General features: G+C 44.2%; 7 protein-coding genes. 3 read left to right on the forward strand and 4 right to left on the reverse strand.

The window, feature by feature from the left end:
* Positions 1–44 precede the first annotated feature (44 nt).
* The 3 genes from QUA54_RS03735 (at position 45) to QUA54_RS03745 (ending at position 17,008) form a co-directional block, all read left to right on the forward strand.
* Complete coding sequence (locus QUA54_RS03735; protein ID WP_333413354.1) at positions 45–5,936, forward strand: AAA family ATPase; 5,892 nt, start codon at positions 45–47, stop codon at positions 5,934–5,936.
* A gap of 149 nt (positions 5,937–6,085) precedes the next feature.
* A complete protein-coding gene (locus QUA54_RS03740) occupies positions 6,086–11,467 on the forward strand; it encodes an AAA family ATPase (RefSeq protein ID WP_333413356.1) in 5,382 nt (1,793 codons plus the stop codon).
* Between the two features lie 90 nt (positions 11,468–11,557).
* Entirely contained in the window at positions 11,558–17,008 is a 5,451-nt protein-coding gene (locus QUA54_RS03745; protein WP_333413358.1) for an AAA family ATPase, read from the forward strand.
* Between the two features lie 179 nt (positions 17,009–17,187).
* On the opposite strand, the gene QUA54_RS03750 is transcribed toward QUA54_RS03745, so the two are convergent.
* The 4 genes from QUA54_RS03750 to QUA54_RS03765 form a co-directional block, all read right to left on the reverse strand.
* Positions 17,188–18,264, reverse strand: coding sequence for a hypothetical protein (locus QUA54_RS03750; RefSeq protein WP_333413360.1), 1,077 nt, complete (start codon positions 18,262–18,264; stop codon positions 17,188–17,190).
* Positions 18,265–18,604: 340 nt separating this feature from the next.
* Entirely contained in the window at positions 18,605–20,767 is a 2,163-nt protein-coding gene (locus QUA54_RS03755; protein WP_333413362.1) for a ShlB/FhaC/HecB family hemolysin secretion/activation protein, read from the reverse strand.
* 47 nt (positions 20,768–20,814) lie between these two features.
* The gene (locus QUA54_RS03760) at positions 20,815–20,970 is read right to left on the reverse strand and encodes a hypothetical protein (protein WP_333413364.1); all 156 of its coding nucleotides are present in this window, start codon (positions 20,968–20,970) and stop codon (positions 20,815–20,817) included.
* 101 nt (positions 20,971–21,071) lie between these two features.
* On the reverse strand, positions 21,072–21,938 hold the full coding sequence (locus QUA54_RS03765) for a DUF928 domain-containing protein (RefSeq protein WP_333413366.1): 867 nt from the start codon (positions 21,936–21,938) through the stop codon (positions 21,072–21,074).
* Positions 21,939–22,230: the final 292 nt, after the last annotated feature.

The raw sequence follows: 22,230 nt of genomic DNA on the forward strand, positions 1-22,230 counted from the left end.
ATCGAACCAATTACTCACTCATTAATTCTCTAACCACAATGGCAATGAATAACTCTAACCCCAATACAAACAATCTCACAACCGCTCAAATTCCCAACTATCAAATTGTCGAAACAGTTTATTCAGGAAGTCGCACCTTAGTATATCGGGGAATCCGTACATCAGACCAATTACCTGCGATCATCAAACTGCTGAAAAATGACTATCCCACCTTCAGCGAACTGGTACAGTTTCGCAATCAATACACCATTGCTAAAAATCTCAACTCACCTCTGATCGTCCAAACTTATAGTCTGGAACCGTATCGAAATAGCTATGCGTTAGTCATGGAAGATTTTGGAGGTGTATCTTTGCAGGAATGGGCCCAAAATGGAAAAAACACCTTCTCATTAACAGAGTTTTTACAGATAGCGATCGCACTGTGCGATACCTTAGATATACTGTATCGCGATCGCATCATTCATAAAGACATCAAACCCAGCAATATTCTAATTAATCCCGAAACCAAAGAAGTCAAATTAATCGACTTTAGTATTGCATCTTTACTACCACGAGAAACCCAAACACTAATCAATCCCAATGTATTAGAAGGGACACTTGCTTATATTTCCCCAGAACAAACCGGCAGAATGAATCGGGGAATTGACTATCGAACAGACTTCTATTCTCTAGGTTTCACCTTCTACGAATTACTCACAGGAGAGTTACCATTTCAATCCAAAGAGCCAATGGAGTTAGTACATTGTCATATTGCCAAAGCCTCGCCGTTAGTGCATGAAATTAATTCGGAAATTCCCTATGTACTATCAGAAATTGTCACAAAATTGATGGCAAAGAATGCCGAAGGTCGCTATCAAAGTGCGTTGGGACTGAAGTTTGATTTAGAAAAATGTTTAACTCAACTCCTAGAAACTGGTAACATTGAAAACTTTGAAATTGCACAAAGGGATCTGTGCGATCGCTTCCTGATCCCCGACAAACTCTATGGACGAGAAGCCGAGGTAGAAACTCTACTCCAAGCCTTTGAGCGAGTAAGTCTTGGAGCCACAGAAATGATGCTAGTCGCTGGTTTTTCGGGGATTGGAAAAACAGCCGTTGTCAATGAAGTTCATAAACCGATTGTGCGACAACGCGGTTATTTTATCAAAGGCAAATACGACCAATTTCAACGAAATATTCCCTTCTCTGGTTTTGTGCAAGCATTTCGAGATTTGATCGGACAATTGTTAACCGAAAGCGATCTCCAACTAGAGCAATGGAAAAGCCAAATATTATCAGCGGTAGGAGAAAATGGACAGGTAATTATTGAAGTCATCCCGGAATTAGAAATAATTATTGGTCAACAACCACCTGCTACAGAATTATCAGGAAGTGCGGCACAAAATAGATTTAATTTATTGTTTCAAAAATTCACCCAAGTCTTTACCAGTGCTGAACATCCATTAGTGATGTTTTTAGATGATTTGCAATGGGCAGATTCAGCATCGCTGAAGTTAATGGAGCTATTAATAGCTGAAACAGGTCATCTTTTATTAATTGGTGCCTACCGCGATAACGAAGTTAATCCAGCACATCCATTAATCTTGACCTTGAGTGAGATTCAAAAAAACCAAGCAACGATTAATACGATTACTTTAGCGCCCTTGAGTCAAGTCAAAGTAAATCAATTAGTTGCTGACACACTGAAATGTCCAGAAACTTTGGCATTACCTCTTTCTCAATTAATCTCTCAAAAAACTCAAGGAAATCCGTTTTTCGCTACCCAGTTTCTCAAAGCATTACATCAAGATCGACTGATTCAATTCACGCCCCCAACCCCCCCTTACCAAGGGGGGGCTACAGGGGGGTGGCAATGTGACATTGCACAAGTGAATCAGCAAGCAGTTACAGATGACGTTGTGGTCTTTATGGGTTTTCAATTGCGAAAACTACCAACCTCAACTCAACAGATATTGCAGTTAGCAGCTTGTATTGGCAATCAGTTTGATTTAGCAACTTTGGCAATTGTTTCAGAAAAATCAGAAATTGAAACCTCGGCGGATTTATGGAAAGCATTACAAGAAGGGTTGATATTGCCGCTCAGCGATGTTTATAAGTTTTATCAGGGAGAAGAAAATGAGAGATTGGTAGTGTCAAATCAAAATACCAGTCAACAAATAGCCAAGTATAGATTTTTACATGACCGAGTACAACAAGCAGCTTATTCCCTGATTCCCGATGAACAGAAAACAGCAACTCATCTAAAAATTGGACAATTACTTCAACAAAAATTCTCCGAGCTAGAGCAAGAAGAAAAACTGTTTGATATTGTTGGGCATTTAAACCAAGGAATTGAGTTAATTACTCAAGCCGAGAAACGACAAGCCTTAGCTCAACTTAATTTAAAAGCAGGACAGAAAGCCAAAAATTCTACAGCTTATGCTGCGGCAAGAGTTTATCTGCAAACGGGCATTGGGCTACTAGAGATAAATTGTTGGCAAAGTCAGTATGAATTGACCCTAAAACTCTATGTTGCCTCCGCCGAAGCCGCTTATTTGAATGCTGACCTCGACGGCATGGAAGAGATGGCAGCAGTGGTGTTGCAATCAGCTCAGACAGTTTTCGACAAGGTGAAAATCTACGAAATTCAAATTGCGGCACTAACGGCTAGAAGCCAAATGTTAGGGGCGATCGCAGTGGGAAGAGAGGTTCTAGCGCAATTGGGGGTAGAACTCCCGACGGAAGTAGACGAAACCAAGATTGGCAAAGCCTTACAAGACCTTAATCACCAACTCCAAGACAGAGAAATTGCAGGGCTGATTGACTTACCGATGATGAGCGATCGCACTGCGATCGCCGCGATGCAACTGTTAGGAGCGTTGTCTACACCAGTGATCCAGGGAATGCCAGGTTTACTGCCCCTCTTGGGCGCAACGATGGTGCGGTTGTCGCTCCAATTTGGCAATGCCCCCGTCTCGACAGTAGGATATGTGATTCATGGAATGGTGCTGTGTACCTTTTTGGGCGAAGTCGAAGCAGGCTACAAGTTTGGTAGATTAGCGCTCTCGTTGCTGGAGAGGTTGAATACTCCCTCCATGAAGTCTAACACTCTAAACCTGTTTGGGTCTCTCATTCAACATCATCAAGAATCGCTCTTGGCAACCATACCGGTGCTCAAAGATAGCTACACCGCAGGTATGGAAACCGGCGATTTTCTCTTTGCTGGCTACAGCATGACAGCTTGCATGACTATTGCGCTTTTGGCAGGTGTAGACCTAGACACTTTGGCCTCCGAATTCGTCGTTTACAGTGCTGCTCTGGCTCAAGTGAAACAAGATTCGGCGCATATTTATTTGGGCATAACTGGGCAAACGATAAAGCATTTGAGAGAAACGGTGAACCAACCAGATTGCTTAATGGGTAATGCCTACGATGAAACGGTGATGCTGCCCAAGCACCAGCAGGATAACGAACTCACACCGCTCGCGCTTGTCTACATCTACAAACTGCTGCTTGCCTACTCATGGGGCAATTATCAAGCTGCCCTCGACTACATCACCCAAGTCAAGCTGTATTTGATGGCAATATCGGGAATGTTTGTGGTTCCCGTTTTCCATTTTTATGCCGCACTTACGTACTTGGTACTCTTTCCCACTCAGCCACAACCAGAGCAAGCCGAAATGCTTGCCCAAGCTGAAACCCATCAAACTATTCTGCATCAATGGGCGCAAAATGCCCCGATGAATTATTTGCATAAATGGTATTTAGTTGAGGCAGAACGTCATCGGGTTTTGGGCAATAAAGCCGAAGCAATTGAACATTACGATCGCGCCATCCAACTAGCTAAAGAAAATCAATTCCTCAACGAAGAAGCACTAGCTAATGAATTGGCTGCGAAATTTTACCTCGACTGGGGTAAAGTACGCATTGCCCAGGAATACATGACGAACGCCTACTATGGCTATACTCGCTGGGGTGCTAAAGCCAAAGTCGCCGACTTGGAAACACGCTATCGGCAACTGCTTGCTCCCATTCTCCAACAAACTCGTTCTCCTCTGTCCACTCACGAAACTATCTTTACATTGGGGAGTGTCACCTCCACCAGTTCCGCCACTTCCAGTAGTAGTAGTGTCTCTGTAGCTTTAGATTTAGCTGCAATTCTCAAAGCTTCCCAAACTCTCTCCAGTGAAATCGAACTGTCCAAACTGCTTTCATCGTTGCTTTCTATTGTTGTTGAAAATGCGGGAGCAGATAAGTGTGTGTTAATGCTGTTGCGAGACGATCGCTTGCTGGTTAAGGGGGCAATAACTGAAAATACAGAGCCAGTTGTGTTGCAGCAGATTCCGGTTGAAGAGAGTCAGGATATTCCCTTAAAGCTAATTTACAAAGTCTTGCATAACCAGCAGACTGTTGTGCTACTTGATGCAACAGCCGATCCGACTTTAGCCAACGATCCGTATATTATTCGTCAGCAGCCTTCTAGTATCTTGTGCAGTCCCATTTTGCATCAGGGCAAGTTGTTGGGCATTTTATATCTAGAAAATACTTTAGCAAAAGGCGCTTTCACAAGCGATCGCGTCGAACTGCTCAATTTACTCTGCGCTCAAGCGGCTATTTCTTTGGAAAATGCCCGACTTTATGAGCAGTCACAAACTTATTCCCAACAGCTAGAGCGATCGCTTGATGAGTTGGGCACCGCACAGTCTCGCTTCCATAATTTGGTAGACAATGTGCCTGGGGTAGTTTATCAATACCACATAACTCCTGATGGGATTGCCTCACTGACTTATATTAGCGCCGACTGTTACAGCCTATACGAAATCACCCCTGAGCAGGCTGCTGCCAATGTAGACTTTCTCACACAGATGGTGCATCCAGAAGACCTGGCAAGTTATCAAGACTCTATCCAAAATTTTCAAACGCTATCTTCCTGGCAGTGGGAAGGGCGAATCGTCACCCCGTCAGGAATCGTCAAGTGGATTGGTGGCGAGTCACGAATTGAACAGCGTGCTGATGGCTCACTCGTTTCGGATGGATTGTTTTTGGATATTAGCGATCGCAAACGTGCAGAAGCCGGCATTCTCCAAAAATCTCAAGAATTAGAGCAAGCCTTACAAGATTTACAACAAACCCAATTGCAAATGATTCAAAGCGAAAAGATGTCGGCTTTGGGTAACTTAGTTGCAGGCGTTGCTCATGAAATTAATAACCCCGTCGGCTTTATTTCCGGCAATTTGAATGAAGCCAAATCCACAGTTCAAGACTTAACAGAACATCTAGATTTGTATCGCAGCCAAGCATCTGCTGCTAACATTGCCGATCATGCAGTCGAGATTGATTTAGACTATATCATCGAAGACTTGCCCAAAATGATGGATTCCATGCAATTGGGCTGCGATCGCATCAAAGGTATCAGCACTTCACTCCGCACGTTTTCTAGAGCTGACAAAGACTACAAAGTTGCTTTTAACATCCACGAGGGCATCGATAGCACGATTTTAATTCTTAAATATCGATTGAAAGCTTCGGATGAGCGGCCTGCCATTGAAGTAGTGACAGACTACGGCAATATTCCGGCGATTGAATGTTTCCCCGGACAGCTTAACCAGGTATTTATTAACATTCTCGCCAATGCGATCGATGCGTTGGATGAATCAAATACTGGTCGAAGTTTTGCCCAAATCAAGGCTAATCCCAACCGCATTACCATTCAAACCTCCTTAGTTGATAACCGCGTGAAAATTATTATTGCTGATAATGGTTGGGGGATGAATGAATCAGTCAAACAAAAAATATTCGATCACTTATTTACTACGAAAGCTGTGGGGAAAGGGACTGGTTTGGGATTGGCGATCGCTCGTCAAATTGTGGTTGAGAAACACGGCGGTACAATCGAGGTAAATTCTGTATTGGGAGAAGGAACGGAGTTTACAATTTTGTTGCCAGTGAAAGGATAAGACTATCTTGATAGATAAATTTTTTAAAATAAAAAATAAGAGCGGTAGAGTCGGTCTGTTGGGGATCTCGTAGTTCTATTTTCCTCAGACCAGACAAATAAAATGTATAATTAGCTACAATAGTCAATGTCTGAGAAGGAGTAATCCAGATGAGTGCAGCAGTGGATTTGACAAACCGAGTTTCCGGATATCATCTGGGTGAGCAATTATACTGCGGTTCGAGAACCCTAGTTTATCGAGCCATCCGAGAAACAGACGAGCTTCCGGTTGTGATTAAACTATTAAATCGAGACTATCCCAGCTTCAGCGAACTGCTGCAATTCCGCAACCAATATACGATCGCCAAAAACCTACGTCTGCCTGGAGTCGTTGAACCCTACAATTTGGAGTCCTATCGCCACAGCTATGCTATAGTAATGGAGGATTTTGGCGGCATTTCTCTGCGCGACTACGCCCAAGAGCGATCGCTGACTCTGGCAGAAATCTTAGAAATTGCCATTCAAATAACTGACGTTCTCAATGAACTGTATAGGCATCGAGTCATCCACAAAGATATTAAGCCAGCTAACGTGCTAATACATCCGGAAACTAAACAAGTCAAACTGATTGACTTTAGCATCGCCTCCCTACTTCCGAGAGAAACTCAAGAAATTCACAATCCCAACGTTTTAGAAGGAACCCTCGCCTATATTTCTCCCGAACAAACCGGAAGAATGAACCGAGGCATCGACTACCGCACTGACTTTTATTCTCTGGGGGCAACCTTTTACGAACTGCTGACAGGAAAACTGCCATTTGAATGTGACGACCCGATGGAGTTGATTCACTGCCATATTGCCAAACAACCTCCTTCAATAAACAGCAAAGAAATTCCGCAGGTGCTTTCAGATATGGTGATGAAGCTGATGGCAAAAAATGCCGAAAAGCGCTATCAAAGTGCCTTGGGATTGAAGCATGACTTAGAAAGGTGTTTGCAGCAGTGCCAAGAAACTGGAAACATTAAAACTTTTGAGTTAGGACAGCACGACATCAGCGATCGCTTCCTGATTCCCGAAAAACTTTACGGTCGAGAACGAGAAATACAGCAACTTTTAGAAGCCTTTGAACGAGTAGCACAAGGGAACAGCGAAATGATGCTCGTTGCAGGCTTTTCCGGCATCGGAAAAACCGTTGTAGTCAATGAAGTTCACAAACCCATTGTCCGAAAGCATGGCTATTTCAGTAAAGGTAAATTTGACCAGTTCAATCGCAATATTCCCTTTTCGGCATTTGTGCAAGCATTCCGCGATTTAATGACACAATTGCTCAGTGAAAGCGATCTCCAACTCCAAGCATGGCAAACCAAAATTTTAGCAGCCATTGGTGACAACGGACAAGTCATTATTGAAGTCATTCCCGAACTAGAACTGATTATCGGACAACAACCCCCAGCCCCAGAATTATCAGGGATAGCTGCTCAAAATCTATTCAATTTGCTCTTCCAAAAATTTATCTCTGTCTTTACCACAAAAGAGCATCCCTTAGTGATGTTTCTGGATGACTTACAATGGGCGGATTCGGCATCTTTAAAGTTGATGCAGTTGCTCGTAGGTGAATCCCAATCCAGTCACCTGCTACTAATTGGAGCCTATCGAGACAATGAAGTTTCCGCTGCCCATCCCTTGATGTTGACTTTAGATGAAGTCACTAAAACAGGGGCAACTGTCAATACCATCACACTTGCACCTCTGGCTCGAACCAGTTTGAATCAATTAGTAGCAGATACGCTGAATTGTGATCCTAAGTTAGCAGAACCGCTGACGGAATTAGTGTATCAGAAGACAAAAGGAAATCCATTTTTTGCAACGCAGTTTCTCAAGGCATTGCATCAAGATGAATTGATTAGTTTTGATATTAAAGAAGGATACTGGCAGTGCGATATTAGCAAAATTACAGAAGCAGCACTGACGGATGATGTAGTTGAATTCATGGCGCAGCAGTTACAGAAATTGCCAGTTGAAACTCAGTCAGTTTTAAAATTAGCCGCTTGCATTGGAAATCAGTTCGATCTGACAACATTAGCAATTGTTTCGCAAATTTCGGAGACGGAAACGGCAACGGCATTGTGGAAAACTTTACAGGAAGGTTTGGTTTTACCTCAGAGTGAGGTTTATAAATTTTATGTAGGGGAAGAAGAAAATATCGATCGAGCTACTTCTCAAACAGTTTCCTATCGATTCTTGCACGATCGCGTGCAGCAAGCAGCTTATTCTTTGATTCCGGAAGAAGAACGCGCGATCGCCCATTATCAAATCGGGCAATTACTCCTGCAACAAATTTCAGCAGAAGCCAGAGAAGAACGCATTTTTGAATTAGTCAATCAGTTGAACTACGGAACCACACTGGTTGCGGATCGGCAGGAAAGGGAGGAACTCGCTCAACTCAACCTAACTGCTTGCCGCAAAGCGAGATTGGCAACTGCCTATCAAGCAGCCCGCGAATATGCCACAGTGGGCCTGAAACTGCTAGGAACAGACGCTTGGCAAGGGCAGTATGAAATGACCCTATCTCTGTACGACTTGGCTGCTGAGGTGGCTTTTTTGGCAGGCGATTTTGAGCAGATGCACCAGTGGATTGAAGCGGTGATTCATCATGCGAAAACACCTTTAGAACAGGTCCAAGTTTATCAAGTCAAAATCCAGGCATTGGTAGCCCGCAATAAATTTGTCGAGGCGATCGCGATCGGTCAATCAGTCTTCCAAATGTTAGGCGTAAACCTACCAAATGAACCAACCCTAGACGATATTCGGCAGTTGAAGCAAGAAATTGATGCCTTAATTGAAGGTCGCTCTATTGAATCATTCTTTCATCTGCCGAAAATGAGCGATCCTCAGCAATTAGCCATTATGCAAAATGCGGCTCGCCTAACACCCGTTTGTTATATGTCCGGCACCAAGCTTTATTTCCTGGTCGTGGCACTCCAGGTTAAGTTGTCCATCCAATTCGGCAATAGTCCGGTTTCAGCTTTTTGCTACGTGGGTTACGCCTTCCAACTGAGGATGCTGTGGGGCGACATGACAATGGTGCCTCAGTTTGGGCAATTAGGATACCAACTCGCCTTAGAACCCGATGCCAAAAACATTCGAGCCGCCACCGCCATGTTAATGGGGGCATATGTGGGTTCTTGGACGATCCATCTGCAAGAAACGCTCCCCATTCTTCTTGATGGCTATCAAGCTGGATTAGAAACAGGCAATCTAGAATTTATGGGATACGACGCCCAGTTGTACTGTTTCAATGCTTATTGGTACGGTCAACCGCTCGCTGAACTCGAACCGCAAATTCGCGCCTATTACCAACAGTTGTGCGAGCTCCACCAAGTCACAGCAGCAAACTGTGTGTTGGCGTACTGGCAGGCGGCTCAAATTCTCTTGGGTCAGTCAGAGGACGAAATTCCCTTACGCCAAGATGCCTATGAAGAAAAAGTCCTGGCTGAGGCCAAAGTCGATTTTTACCGACTATCTTTCTTCTACTTGTATCGATTCACATTGAATTACTGGTTGGAAGACTTTGCTAAAGCAGAACACGATGCCGCTCAAACGCGACATTATTTGGCTGGAGGGATGGGAAGTATCGTTGAACCGATCTTCTACTTCTATGATTCTCTGAACGTGCTGGCCACTCCGCCTGAATCGATGTCGGAGTCAGAGCCGCGATGGCAGCGAATGCAAGAAAATCAAGCCAAGCTAAAAGACTGGGCAGATTATGGCCCCATGAATTACTTGCACAAATATCATTTAGTTGAAGCTGAAAAACATCGCGTTCTTGCTCGCAAAACAGAAGCTCTAGAATTTTATGATTTAGCAATTCAAGGAGCCAAGGAAAACGGTTATATCCAAGAGGAAGGATTAGCCAACGAACTCGCAGCAAAATTCTACTGGGAATGGGGCAAAGAAAAAGTCGCCGCCAGCTATATGCAGGAGGCGTATTACTGTTATGCCCGTTGGGGAGCTAAAGCCAAAATAGAAGACCTAGAACAACGCTATCCCCAATTACTTCATCCCATCCTAAATCAGCCCAAACTTCGCTTTAATCCTCTAGAGACGCTAGCAACGATTACCCACTCTTCGCAGACTTCCAGCACCAGCAGCACGAGTATTTCCCAGGCCCTTGATTTCGCCTCTATTGTGCAAGCTGCTCAAGCTTTATCCAGTAAAATTCAGCTTGATGAATTGTTCGGTAGCCTCAACCAAATTATTTTAAAAACTTCAGGGGCAGAAACTTGTGCTTTGCTACTCCCCGATCGGGATGAATGGCAAATCCGGGCAATAACTCACATCAATCCAGATAACGAGTTACCCACAACCCTACTCCAAACCCAACCTCTGGATAACTCTGTGGGGATGCCGCTTAAGCTGATTTATTATGTCAAAAATACCCTGCACACAGTCGTTATTGAAGGCGGCAAAACCGATATTCCGGGTTTAATGAATGACTTTACGCTCCAATATCAGTCTCAGAGTATGCTGTGTACTCCGATTCTCGATCGGGGGAACTTAGTTGCGATACTTTATCTGGAACATCGCTCGACGAAAGGAGTGTTTACGAGCGATCGCCTCCTCGTCCTCAACTTCCTCTGCACCCAGGCTGCCATTTCCCTAGAAAATGCGCGACTGTATCAGCAAGCGCAGGATTATGCCTACCAGGTTGAACAATCTCAACTGCAATTAGTACAGAGCGAAAAAATGTCGGCTTTGGGCAATTTAGTAGCCGGGGTAGCCCATGAAATTAATAATCCAGTCGGTTTTATTTCTGGGAATATCCATGAAGCGATCGCCGCCGTCAAAGATCTTACAGAATACTTGCAGCTCTATCAAGAAAAATTTCCCAGTCCGGGCGAGGAGATTGAAGAAAAAGCTGAAGATATCGATATCGAATATCTCTTAGAAGATTTACCCAAAATGTTGAATTCGATGCAAGTCGGGTGCGATCGCATCCAAGGTATCAGCACCAGTCTTCGTACCTTCTCCCGAGCCGACAAAGATTACAAAGTTCCTTTCAATATTCATGACGGAATTAACAGTACGATTTTGATTCTCAAACACAGATTGAAAGCAAACGAACAGCGTCCAGCGATTGAAGTTGTGAAAGAGTACGGGAACTTGCCATCAGTTGATTGCTTCCCCGGACAATTAAATCAGGTGTTTATGAATATATTAGCCAATGCCATTGATGCACTGGAAGAATCAAATCGGGAAGCGAGTTTAGAGAAGATTAAAGCCCCAGCCAATTGCATTACGATTCGCACAGAAACACAGTCTTCTGAGTGGGTGACGATTCGCATTTCTGACAACGGGCCAGGGATATCAGATGAGATCAAAGGTCATATTTTTGACCACTTATTTACAACTAAAGGTGTGGGTAAAGGCACGGGATTGGGTTTGGCGATCGCGCGGCAGATTGTAGTTGAGAAACACGGCGGTACAATTGAGGTAAATTCTGTATTAGGAGAAGGGACGGAGTTTACGATCTCATTGCCTACAAACGGATGAAGTTAATTATGCGATAGTCGCCTTTAACCCTTACAAATAGAGGCGCACATTAATTGTTAACAGTCAATATTTAAGATAAGGAGATCCAAAATGAATGCAAGTATAGATTTAACCAGATCAATTGCCGGATACCGTCTAATCGAGCAACTGTACAGTGGTTCTAAAACCGTGGTTTATCGAGCCATTCGAGAAATCGATCGGCTTCCAGTTGTCATTAAACTATTAAATAGAGACTATCCCAGTTTCAGCGAACTGCTGCAATTCCGCAACCAGTATACCATCGCCAAAAATCTACGTCTGCCGGGAGTCGTTGAACCTTACAGTCTGGAATCCTACCGCAACAGCTATACCCTAGTGATGGAGGATTTTGGTGGCATTTCTCTACGGCAATACGCCCAAGATCGATGCCGAAGACGGCTCGGTGAAGCACCTACGCGGGCTTTAGCAGAAATATTGGCGATCGCCATTCAAATAACTGACATCCTTGACGGACTGTATCGGCATCGAGTCATCCACAAAGATATTAAGCCAGCGAACGTGCTAATACATCCGGAAACTAAACAAGTCAAACTGATTGACTTTAGCATCGCCTCCCTACTGCCGAGAGAAACTCAAGAAATTCACAATCCCAACGTTTTAGAAGGAACCCTAGCCTATATTTCTCCCGAACAAACTGGACGAATGAACCGAGGCATCGACTACCGCACCGACTTTTATTCTCTGGGGGCCACCTTTTACGAACTGCTGACAGGAAAACTGCCATTTGAATGTGACGACCCGATGGAGTTGATTCACTGCCATCTTGCCAAACAACCTCCTTCAATAAATAGCAAAGAAATTCCGCAGGTGGTTTCGGATATGGTGATGAAGCTGATGGCAAAAAATGCCGAAAAGCGCTATCAAAGTGCCTTGGGATTGAAACATGACTTAGAAAGGTGTTTGCAGCAGTGCCAAGAAACTGGAAACATTGAAAGTTTTGAGTTAGGAAGGCGGGATGTATGCGATCGCTTCATCATCCCCGACAAACTCTACGGACGAGAAAGCGAAGTAGGAACGCTCATACAAGCCTTTGAAAGAGTCAGCGAAGGTGCAGCAGAAATGATGCTCGTTGCGGGTTCTTCAGGGATTGGAAAAACCGCAGTGGTCAACGAAGTTCATAAACCAATTGTGCGGCAACGGGGTTATTTTCTTAAAGGGAAATATGACCAATTTCAGCGCAACATTCCCTTTTCGGCATTTGTGCAAGCATTCCGCGATTTAATGGGGCAATTGCTAGCAGAATCAGATGGGCAATTAGAAACATGGAAAAGCCAGATATTAACCGCAGTAGCAGACAACGGACAAGTCTTAATAGACGTAATTCCTGAGTTAGAAAATATTATCGGTAAACAGCCACCCACCCTTGAATTATCAGGAACAGCCGCCCAAAATCGCTTTAATCTCCTGTTTCAAAAATTTGTGCAAGTCTTTACCAGTAAAGAACATCCGTTAGTCATGTTTTTAGATGACTTGCAATGGGCCGACTCGGCCTCACTGAACTTGCTTAACTTATTGATGCAAGATGTGGGGTATCTATTAATATTAGGTGCGTATCGAGATCGTGAAGTCTCCCCCGTACATCCATTCATTTTAACAGTGGATGAAATTGTCAAAACAGGGGCAACGGTGAATACAATTACTTTACCGCCGTTAAGGGAACCCGATATGAATCAGTTAGTGGCAGATACACTGAATTGTGAATCATCTCTAGCCCAGCCTTTAACAAAATTGGTCTATCAAAAAACTCAAGGTAATCCTTTTTTTGCGACCCAGTTTCTCAAAGCATTACATGATGACAAGTTAATTAGCTTTGATTGCGAGATTCAATATTGGCAATGCGATATTGCCCAAGTGAAGGCCTTAGCAATTACTGATGATGTTGTTGAATTCATGGCATTGCAATTACAGAAATTGCCCAGAGAAACTCAGGAGAGTCTCACACTAGCGGCTTGTATTGGGGCGCAGTTTGATTTGAATACCTTAGCAATTGTCAGTGAGAAATCACCAGACAGTAGTGCAACAGCTTTATGGAAAGCCTTGCAGGAAGGTTTGGTAATTCCTACTACCAAAATCTATAAGTTCTATACCCAATCTGATAGTGAGGAAGTTTTCAATGATTCCGCTAATCCGACTTATCGATTTTTACACGATCGCGTCCAACAAGCGGCTTATTCATTGATTCCTGACGAGGAAAAACAGCAGACCCATTACCATATTGGGCAACTGCTCCAACAAAACTTATCAGAGATAGAAAAAGAGGAAAAGCTGTTTGATATTGTCGGGCATTTGAATTTAGGAATTGAGTTCATGACTCAAGCAGAGGAACGGGAAGCGTTAGCCAGATTGAACTTAGCAGCCGGACAGAAAGCCAGAAATTCAACAGCTTATGCAGGCGCCAGAAGTTTTGTGAAAACAGGGCTGGAGTTACTCACAGAAAACAGTTGGCAAACTCAGTATGAATTAACCCTGAATCTTTATGTGGCTGCGGCTGAAACGGCCTACTTAAATGCCGATTTTAATGGCATGGAAGAAATGGCAGCCCAGGTTTTGCGATCGGCCAAAACAATACTAGATAAAGTCAAAATATTTGAGATTCAAATCAACGCACTGACAACTCAGAGTCAGATGTTAGAAGCGATCGCGATCGGCACCAATGCCCTAGCGCAATTGGGGATTGAACTCCCCTATGAAACTGACGAAGCATTGACACGCATTGCATTACAAAACCTTGCCAACCAACTGGAGGGTAAACAGATTGAGGAACTGGTTAACCTTCCCGTGATGAGCGATCCTCGGACAATCGCGGCGATGCAATTGTTAGGCATCTTGTTTCCGGCTATTTTTATGGCAAATCCTGCTTTGCAGCCTCTGCTTTGTGCCACAATGGTGAGTCTATCACTTCAATTTGGCAATGCACCAGCATCAACAATCGGGTATGTGGGCTATGGCATTGTGCTGTCTGGTTTTTTCGGAGAAGTAGAAAAAGGTTATCGCTTTGGGCGAGTAGCACTGAGCTTACTCAATCAGTTGAATTGGCCAGAATTTAAATGTATCACTTTACTTTGGTTTGGCTGTTTTATTCAGCATCGTCAAGAACCACTGAGGGCAGCAATCCCAACGGCGAAACAAGGCTATTTAGTCGGAATGGAAACAGGTGATTTTCTCAATGCTGGCTACTGCGTCAGTAGTTATTCATATAATAATTTTTGTTCCGGAGTAGAGCTTGATGATTGGCACGCAGAAATAGAAAATTACTGTGTTGTCTTAACGACTGTGAAGCAATATTCTCCTCTGTTTTACGTGAAGATGACACAACAGACGGTGCGGAACTTGAGGGAAATTGTCAATCAACCGGATTTGTTAATCGGTCAGGCTTATGATGAAACCGTGATGTTTCCTCAGCACAATCAGAATAGTGAGCTTACTGCACTCGCTATTGCCTATAACTACAAACTAATGCTTGCCTATCTCTTTGGCAACTACACCAATGCCCTAGACTACATTTCCCAAGCAAGCCTCTATTTGAGGGTAGCGTCAGCAATGATTCATACTCCGGTTTTCCATTTCTATGCCGGGTTAACCTACTTAGCACTCTGCTCTACGCAGTCAGAAATTGAGCAAGCGAACACTCTCGCTTTGGCAGAAACCCATCAAACCACTCTGGCTGAATGGGCACACCAGGCCCCGATGAATCACCAACATAAAGTTGACTTAGTAGAAGCAGAAAAATGCCGGGTTTTAGGCAAGAATTATGAAGCTGGAGATTGGTACGATCGCGCCATTTCAGAAGCCAAAGAAAATGGTTATATCCAAGAAGAAGGTTTAGCCAACGAACTAGCTGCCAAATTCTACTTAGATTGGGGGAAAGAAAAAGTTGCACAATCTTACATGATTGAGGCTTATTACTGTTATTCCCGTTGGGATGCAAAAGCTAAAGTAGCTTATTTAGAACAACACTATCCACAACTACTGAAAGCTATTCTCCAACCTGCTAACTTTGTCCTCACATCTGGGACAACCATCAACCCGAACTGGATGGGAAGCCTAACTAGCGTCAGTAGTAGCGAGAATTTATGGTGGGATTTTCCAGCAGTAATGATGGCGGCACAAGCCATTTCACAAGAAATTGAATTAGAGAAACTGTTAGCCACTTTGATGCAGATTATGCTTGCGAATGGGGGAGCACAAATCGGTTGTTTAGTGCTGCGCCAAGACCGACAATGGTTAGTTGTCGCTCAAGCCGCACAAAAGCAGACAAAAATATTAGAAATTTCTCTGGAAGAATATCAAGAAATTCCTCAGAGTTTGATTTATGCGGTGGCACGAACTCAAGCGACGGCTGTTTTTGACAACTTAAGTACAGCCGACCAATTTGCAGGCGATCGCTATATTATCGCTCATCAACCTAAATCAGTTTTATGTACTCCAATTATTCGCCAAGGAAAACTCGTCGGTATTGTGTACTTAGAAAATAACTTAACAGTGGGAGCATTTACTAATGATCGAGTAGAAATTATCCAGATGCTCGCAGCTCAAGCGGCGAGCTCTATTGATAATGCTCGTTTATATAAACAAATAGAGAAATATTCCCAAAGCTTAGAAGCAGAAGTAGCGCAAAAAACGGAAGATTTAAGCCAAAAAGCTTTTGATTTAGAGCAAGCATTTAAAAACTTACAACAAACCCAAGCACAATTAATTCAGAGCGAAAAAATGTCATCTCTGGGTCAACTGGTAGCTGGGATTGCTCACGAAATCAACAATCCAGTAACATTTATTCGTAGTAATGTTGCACATATAGAGGATTATGTCAAAGATTTGCTTATTTTACTTAATATTTATCAACAAGAGTATCCTGAACCCAGTAAAGTAATTCAAGCGAAAATAGAAGAAATGGATTTAGAATTTATCTGGGAAGATTTAATTAAAATTCTGGAATCTATGAAAGTAGGGAGCGATCGCATTAGCCAAATTATCCTGAGTTTGCGTAACTTTTCCCGCTTAGATGAAGCCGACATGAAAGCAGTAGATTTACATACCGGAATTGAAAGCACTTTGCTAATTTTACAGACTCGCTTAAGACTGAGCGATGGCAAATCAGAAATACAAGTTATTAAAGAGTATGGAAATCTGCCCAATGTAATTTGTTATGCTAGTGAGATAAATCAAGTATTCCTGAGCATTATCAGTAACGCTATTGATGCTCTTCAATCAATTAATAAAACAGATAAAAACCCTGCAATTATGATTCAGACTGAATTCATTGAAAAAGACAGGGTTAGAATTAAAATTACTGATAATGGTGCCGGTATCCCGGCGAATATTCAATCCCGAATATTCGATCCATTTTTTACAACTAAACCAGTGGGTAGCGGTACAGGTTTGGGTTTATCTGTTAGCTATGGTATTGTCAAAAAACATGGCGGTAAATTAACCTGTAATTCTAGAGTTGGAGATGGTACAGAGTTAGCGATCGAGATTCCCATCAGCTATATTAGAGCCTAAAGAAGCATCTTACTGCTACGCCCGTTGAGAGGTAAAACAAAAGATATGCGATCGTTTATTTACAACTAAAGGTGTGGGTAAAGGCACGGGATTGGGTTTGGCGATGGCACGGCAGATTGTGGTTGAGAAACACGGCGGCGTGCTATAAGTGAGAGCGACTTTAGGTCGCGGTACAGAATTTACAATTTCACTTCTATATCTGGAATCGCACTATCCACCAAAATTCCCATCCCCTGCGGCACCACCATCCCCAGCAGGGTACCAATAATTCCCACTACCATAATGCTGGCGATGTCTTTTTCATACCCCTTGAAGCCAAACTGTAACAAGGGCAACACATTATTAATAACACTAGGTAACGGTCGGTAAAACTGGTAAGCTTCCGGTGCCAAAGTCGCCGCCACCGTCTCATTCACCCTCGTCCGAGTTTGAGTTACTCCATCGAACAAAACGCAACCGTTACCAACAACTAACAAAGCCACCGGATGCCCTGCAATGGTGGAAGCTAAAGGCGGGCCGTATTCTCTTCGCCACCAGCCATCCTCCAACGCCACCATCCGAATCCGAAATTGGGAGGAACGCGCTATAGCCTCCACCAAATCTTTTAGAGATTTGAGTTCATCCAACTGCGTCGGAGGACTAATCGTTATTCCCATCGCTTTTCCCACTGCACCCGCCGCAATTAACAAAGGAATTCCTTGCTGGAAGGATACCGTTTCTTGCTGCGGTTTTACTACACCCGCTAACTTAGAAAGGGCAGAATTGACTCTCATTAGATTCAGTTCTTCTCTTTCTTGAATTTGGCGAAAAGCCACCTCTGTTTTCTGCAACTCCTGCCCGTTCAAATAATTGAATAAATCGGTATGTAAATCGGCTAAAATGTTTGGCAGCGAAGCAGCACTCCCGTAATTTATGAAGGATAATTCCTGGGAAGCGAACGCCGCTGTGTATTCCAGGCTGAATGTCTTCTTGAAACGGTTTACCCAACCATTCACTAACCCAATTGCATTTTCTTCGCCAACTGTTACCTGCGCAACCAAATCTGCTGTGTTAATTTGGTATATTTCTGTGGGTTCGATCGCCACCGCCAACAGTCCCCATTCTTCTCCCAGCGCTGCACCAAATAAAGCTTCGCCCGCACCCACATCGAACAAATATTGGCGATCGCCACTAACCAAACTATCCTTGACTTTAGTCGCAAACAATGCTATAATACCAGTCTTGATAATCCAGATATTTTGTCGATCGTCCAGCAACAGCGGTTCATTTCCTTTGAGGCAGTAAAGGATATCAAGTCGAGAAAGATTTACATTTTTACATTATATAGCGATCGTAGTAGTATCAAAAAAGATAAGTCGGCAGTAATAGAGTTTAAAAAAAGGCGTTGCATTATGGTGCGATGAATTGAGGTCAAACTTTCAAATTCTGGGATGTCTCCATTCCTCAATGATTCATAGCGCCATTGAGCAACGCCATATTTTCTTCATCTCTCACTGCCCACACTCTCTCCCTCTCCCACTCGCCCACTTTTCCCATCTCCCCTCTGCCATAAGAGAAAATTTATTATATGCGTAGCAGAGCTACAGATCGCTCATTTTAGGGCGTATAAATTATGTTGAAGTAAATTCCCTTATCTTGCAGATTGTCGCCCCGATCGCTAATCCTCACCAAAGGAAAAGCGTAATCTACGCGCAGGTTCACCCGCTGTATCGGTTCCCAGATTACGCCCAAACCCACACCTGCTAAAAATGTCTGATTCGTTAATTTATTAGGATTGTTCGCAACGTTCCATACCGTACCCGCATCCAAAAATGGAGCCAATTGAAGTTTGGGATTTCCCGAAGCATCCCGCTGCAAAGTAATCCGATCCTCGATCGAAACTCTGAAGCCGTTATCGCCAGAACGGACATTTTGGCGGTACCCGCGCAAAGATTGCCCGCCGCCAATTACAAATTGCTGGGAAGGTAACAAACTATTAGCTGACAACTGCAAGTCTGCCTGCAAAATTAATAGATGTTTGTCGTTCAATCGCTGTACTCGCTGCACTTGACCCAGCCAACTAAAAAATTGTCCGTCGGGATCGGAACCTTCGTATTGAGTAGCATCAAACAAGCTAGTGCCGATCGTAAATTGCGATCGCACCGCCCAAGCACCCTGCGGGTCGCGCCGAATGTAGTCCTGTCCAAGCTTAATTGCGCTCGTATTGGTGACCCCCTTGGACTCCTCGCGGATGCCAAAAGAACGCGGTTCGCCAGCGAGAAAAGTTCTGCCTGTCTGATAAGTAAAACCGGCAGATAAGGCAAATTCTTCGATCGGCGTTCTCCGCAGCGGCTGGCGGTAACTAACTTCAAATAAATGCGATTTTCCCGAAATGTCAAAACTGTCAAAAGGTTCTTGTACAATACTGTTGCGGTTTGGTGCCGCCCTCAATTGCAAAGTGCCGTTCATCGCATTTAGCGGCAGGCGATAGCTGAAATCAAACACGTCTGAATCGCCGAGCGATCGGTAATAAGCCCCTGCCAGTTCGTCGCCATTTCCCGTTATATTGCGGTGCCGCAAACTAACTCCCAATCTTTCGGAACCGACACTGGGAGGCGAGTAATTGTCAATGCTGAAAGTAGGCTGAAACGGATTAGCTTCCAAGACTCGGACGATCAGAATGCTCTCGCCTTCATTCTCCCCAGCCCGCAGACTGGCTTCTACATTGTCAAATAAAGGATCGACTCGCAGCAGCCGGAGTTGGTCTTCTAATGAAGCTGTGCTTAAAGGCATTCCCGCCCCGAGTCGAATCCGGCTGCGGATGTAACTTGGATGCAATCTTTTAGTTCCTTCTACCTCAATTCGGGCTAGCTTGCCTTCGATAACTTGAATTTGGACTACCCCTGCGGTGATAGTTTGGGGCGGCAAGACTGCTCTCGAAGTGATGTAGCCGCGATTGAGGTAAATTTCGGTAATTTTGTCGGCGATTTGTTTGAGCTGTTCTAGGGTGGTAGAACGGCCTTCTAACGGCTTGACTAAGGCATTAATTTCGTCTTGGCTTAAAATTGTGCTGCCAACTACTTGAATTTTCTGCACCTCAATTGCTGTATTCGGCAGGGTTGGGGGTACTGGCGACGGGGGGCTAGGCGCTACTGTTGGCGGTACTTGGGGAGGTTCTGGCGAAGGCTGCGGGGCCGGTTGCAGAAAACGATCGCGATTTGGATCTGGCTGAGTCGGCGGCGACGGTAACAGCGGATTGGGTACTCGATCGCGGTTTAAGTCGGGCGGGAGGTTTCCCGGTGGCGTCTGCGGGTTCTGGGCTAAAACTGGATTGCAATCTAGCTGGTTCTGACATTGGGGATCGCTATCAACCAGATTTTTTGGTTCGGGCAAGATGCCCGCACCACAAGCAGTTTCATCGATTGTGGAACAGGCATCTTGGCTGTTTTCGGCGGGGTTCGATCGTGTTTCTGGTTCAGGGTTGGTCTCGATCGAATCGGGAAGCTGATTTAAGTTTGTTGCTGTTTCATCCTGCTTGATTTCCAGTTTTTGCAGTGCTAATACTTGATTGCCCGTATCTGCTGAGTTGTCAGCAGCAACGGGCAACTGAGAAATATCCTTTGTTTGGGATATAGCTTTATTGGCATAAAAGCAAGCTATCGGGAGCGCAGTTAGAAGTGAAATTCCCAACCGAAATAGTGCAATATTTGCATTCGGGCGCATATTTAATAATTTCTCTAAAATAAGTTTGTCGGCTGCTTGACTATGCCAGTTTATCATTTAGTATTAGGCGAAATTTGACCATCAAAATCTCCACAGTCCGGCTTTCAAGATGCCAGAAGTCCGAACTGCCGATCGCGGTACAAAAATTTTAATTTATTTAGGACGATAGACCAAAAAACCCGGAACAGGCAAAAATCATCTGTGGCGCTGCCAAATACCGCGCTCGAAACCGAGTTTTTCGTACTTGCTGCACAAGTCATACTATTTTAGGTTTTAGATTTTAGATTTGGCAATGACTTATGGCAGCTATCACGGTTTGGGGCTTGCCTACCGTTGCATTTTTTTGGAAACAGGTATCGAATTATTGTCTTGTGATAGGTGTTAACTCACTTGCGACTAAGGGTTCTTGGGCGATTTTGCCGAGTTGGACTGAGTTCAACACTGCTGACCACTTGATCGCTAAACTGGCATCGCTGGGAAACGCGATGCGCAATTGAGCTAGAGTTGCCAGGTACTCGTACCAGAGACTTTGTTGGGCGAAGATGCTGAGCTTGGCGCGATCGGGCGATCGATCCAACTGTGTTTTCACGTTTGGGGCGAGTGCGGTGCGGTTGATCCACCCGGAAACGAGAACATCATCTGTTGTATTTTTTGGGTTGCATTTGATAGTAAAGTACCATTGATAGTTTTTGCCAACTTCCAGGGCTGGCGAGTTGTCGTCGGAGCCGAGGCTGACGCTAACGATACCTGCACGGCTAGTTACCATGCGAAAACTTTTTTTGTATACTGTTTTGTCCCTTTCGTCTGCTAACTCAAACTCAACTGTTTTGTCGAGGGCTACGGGAAGGTAGTAGAAAAATGTTGGCTTTGCTGATATGGTTTGCCCCATAGTTGATTGGGGAATCAAGGCAGTTAAGGCTGCTGTGGCGGTCGGGCATTCTAAGCCGCGGGTTCCTCCCCCTTCCCGCCTTCCGGGTACTCCGCCCTCCGGCGGTTGAAAGCTATTCCACGCGGCTCCCGTTGGCTGAATGTTCGGTCTGCTTCCCCTGGGTTCAGGGGGTTGAACTGTTTGCCAGTTGAGGGGTAGCTGCGGTTGTGAGTGGCGTTCGACGCTGTTTGCGGGGCTGTTGAGAGCCTCTGCTGGTATTAAAAAACTACCGGCGGCAACTGCCTCTAAAGACAGAATTAAGGAAAAAGCACCGATATTTAGAGCAGACTTCCAAGCCATGACGAACCTGCCTTCTGATGAACCTAGGAACTTTATCGCACGGTTTTATTGTATCCAAGGTTTTGACGGATATAGTAATCTGTTGTACTTAATTTATATCTTCAGGCAGATACGATTATTTGGGTCGCTCCGATCAACATAGAATTCTGGGTCGCGTTTGTCAGTGGTAGCTTAGTAGTTATACTTACTTTTATTCACGGCAGCAGGTTGGGTTGAGCTTGTTAAACCCAACTTTGACAAAGACTAATATTCGGGCTCTTTTAACTCTGACAAGAGGCTACAACGCCTCTTT

The organism is Microcoleus sp. MOSTC5, assembly GCF_036701825.1.
Lineage (GTDB): Bacteria > Cyanobacteriota > Cyanobacteriia > Cyanobacteriales > Microcoleaceae > Microcoleus > Microcoleus asticus.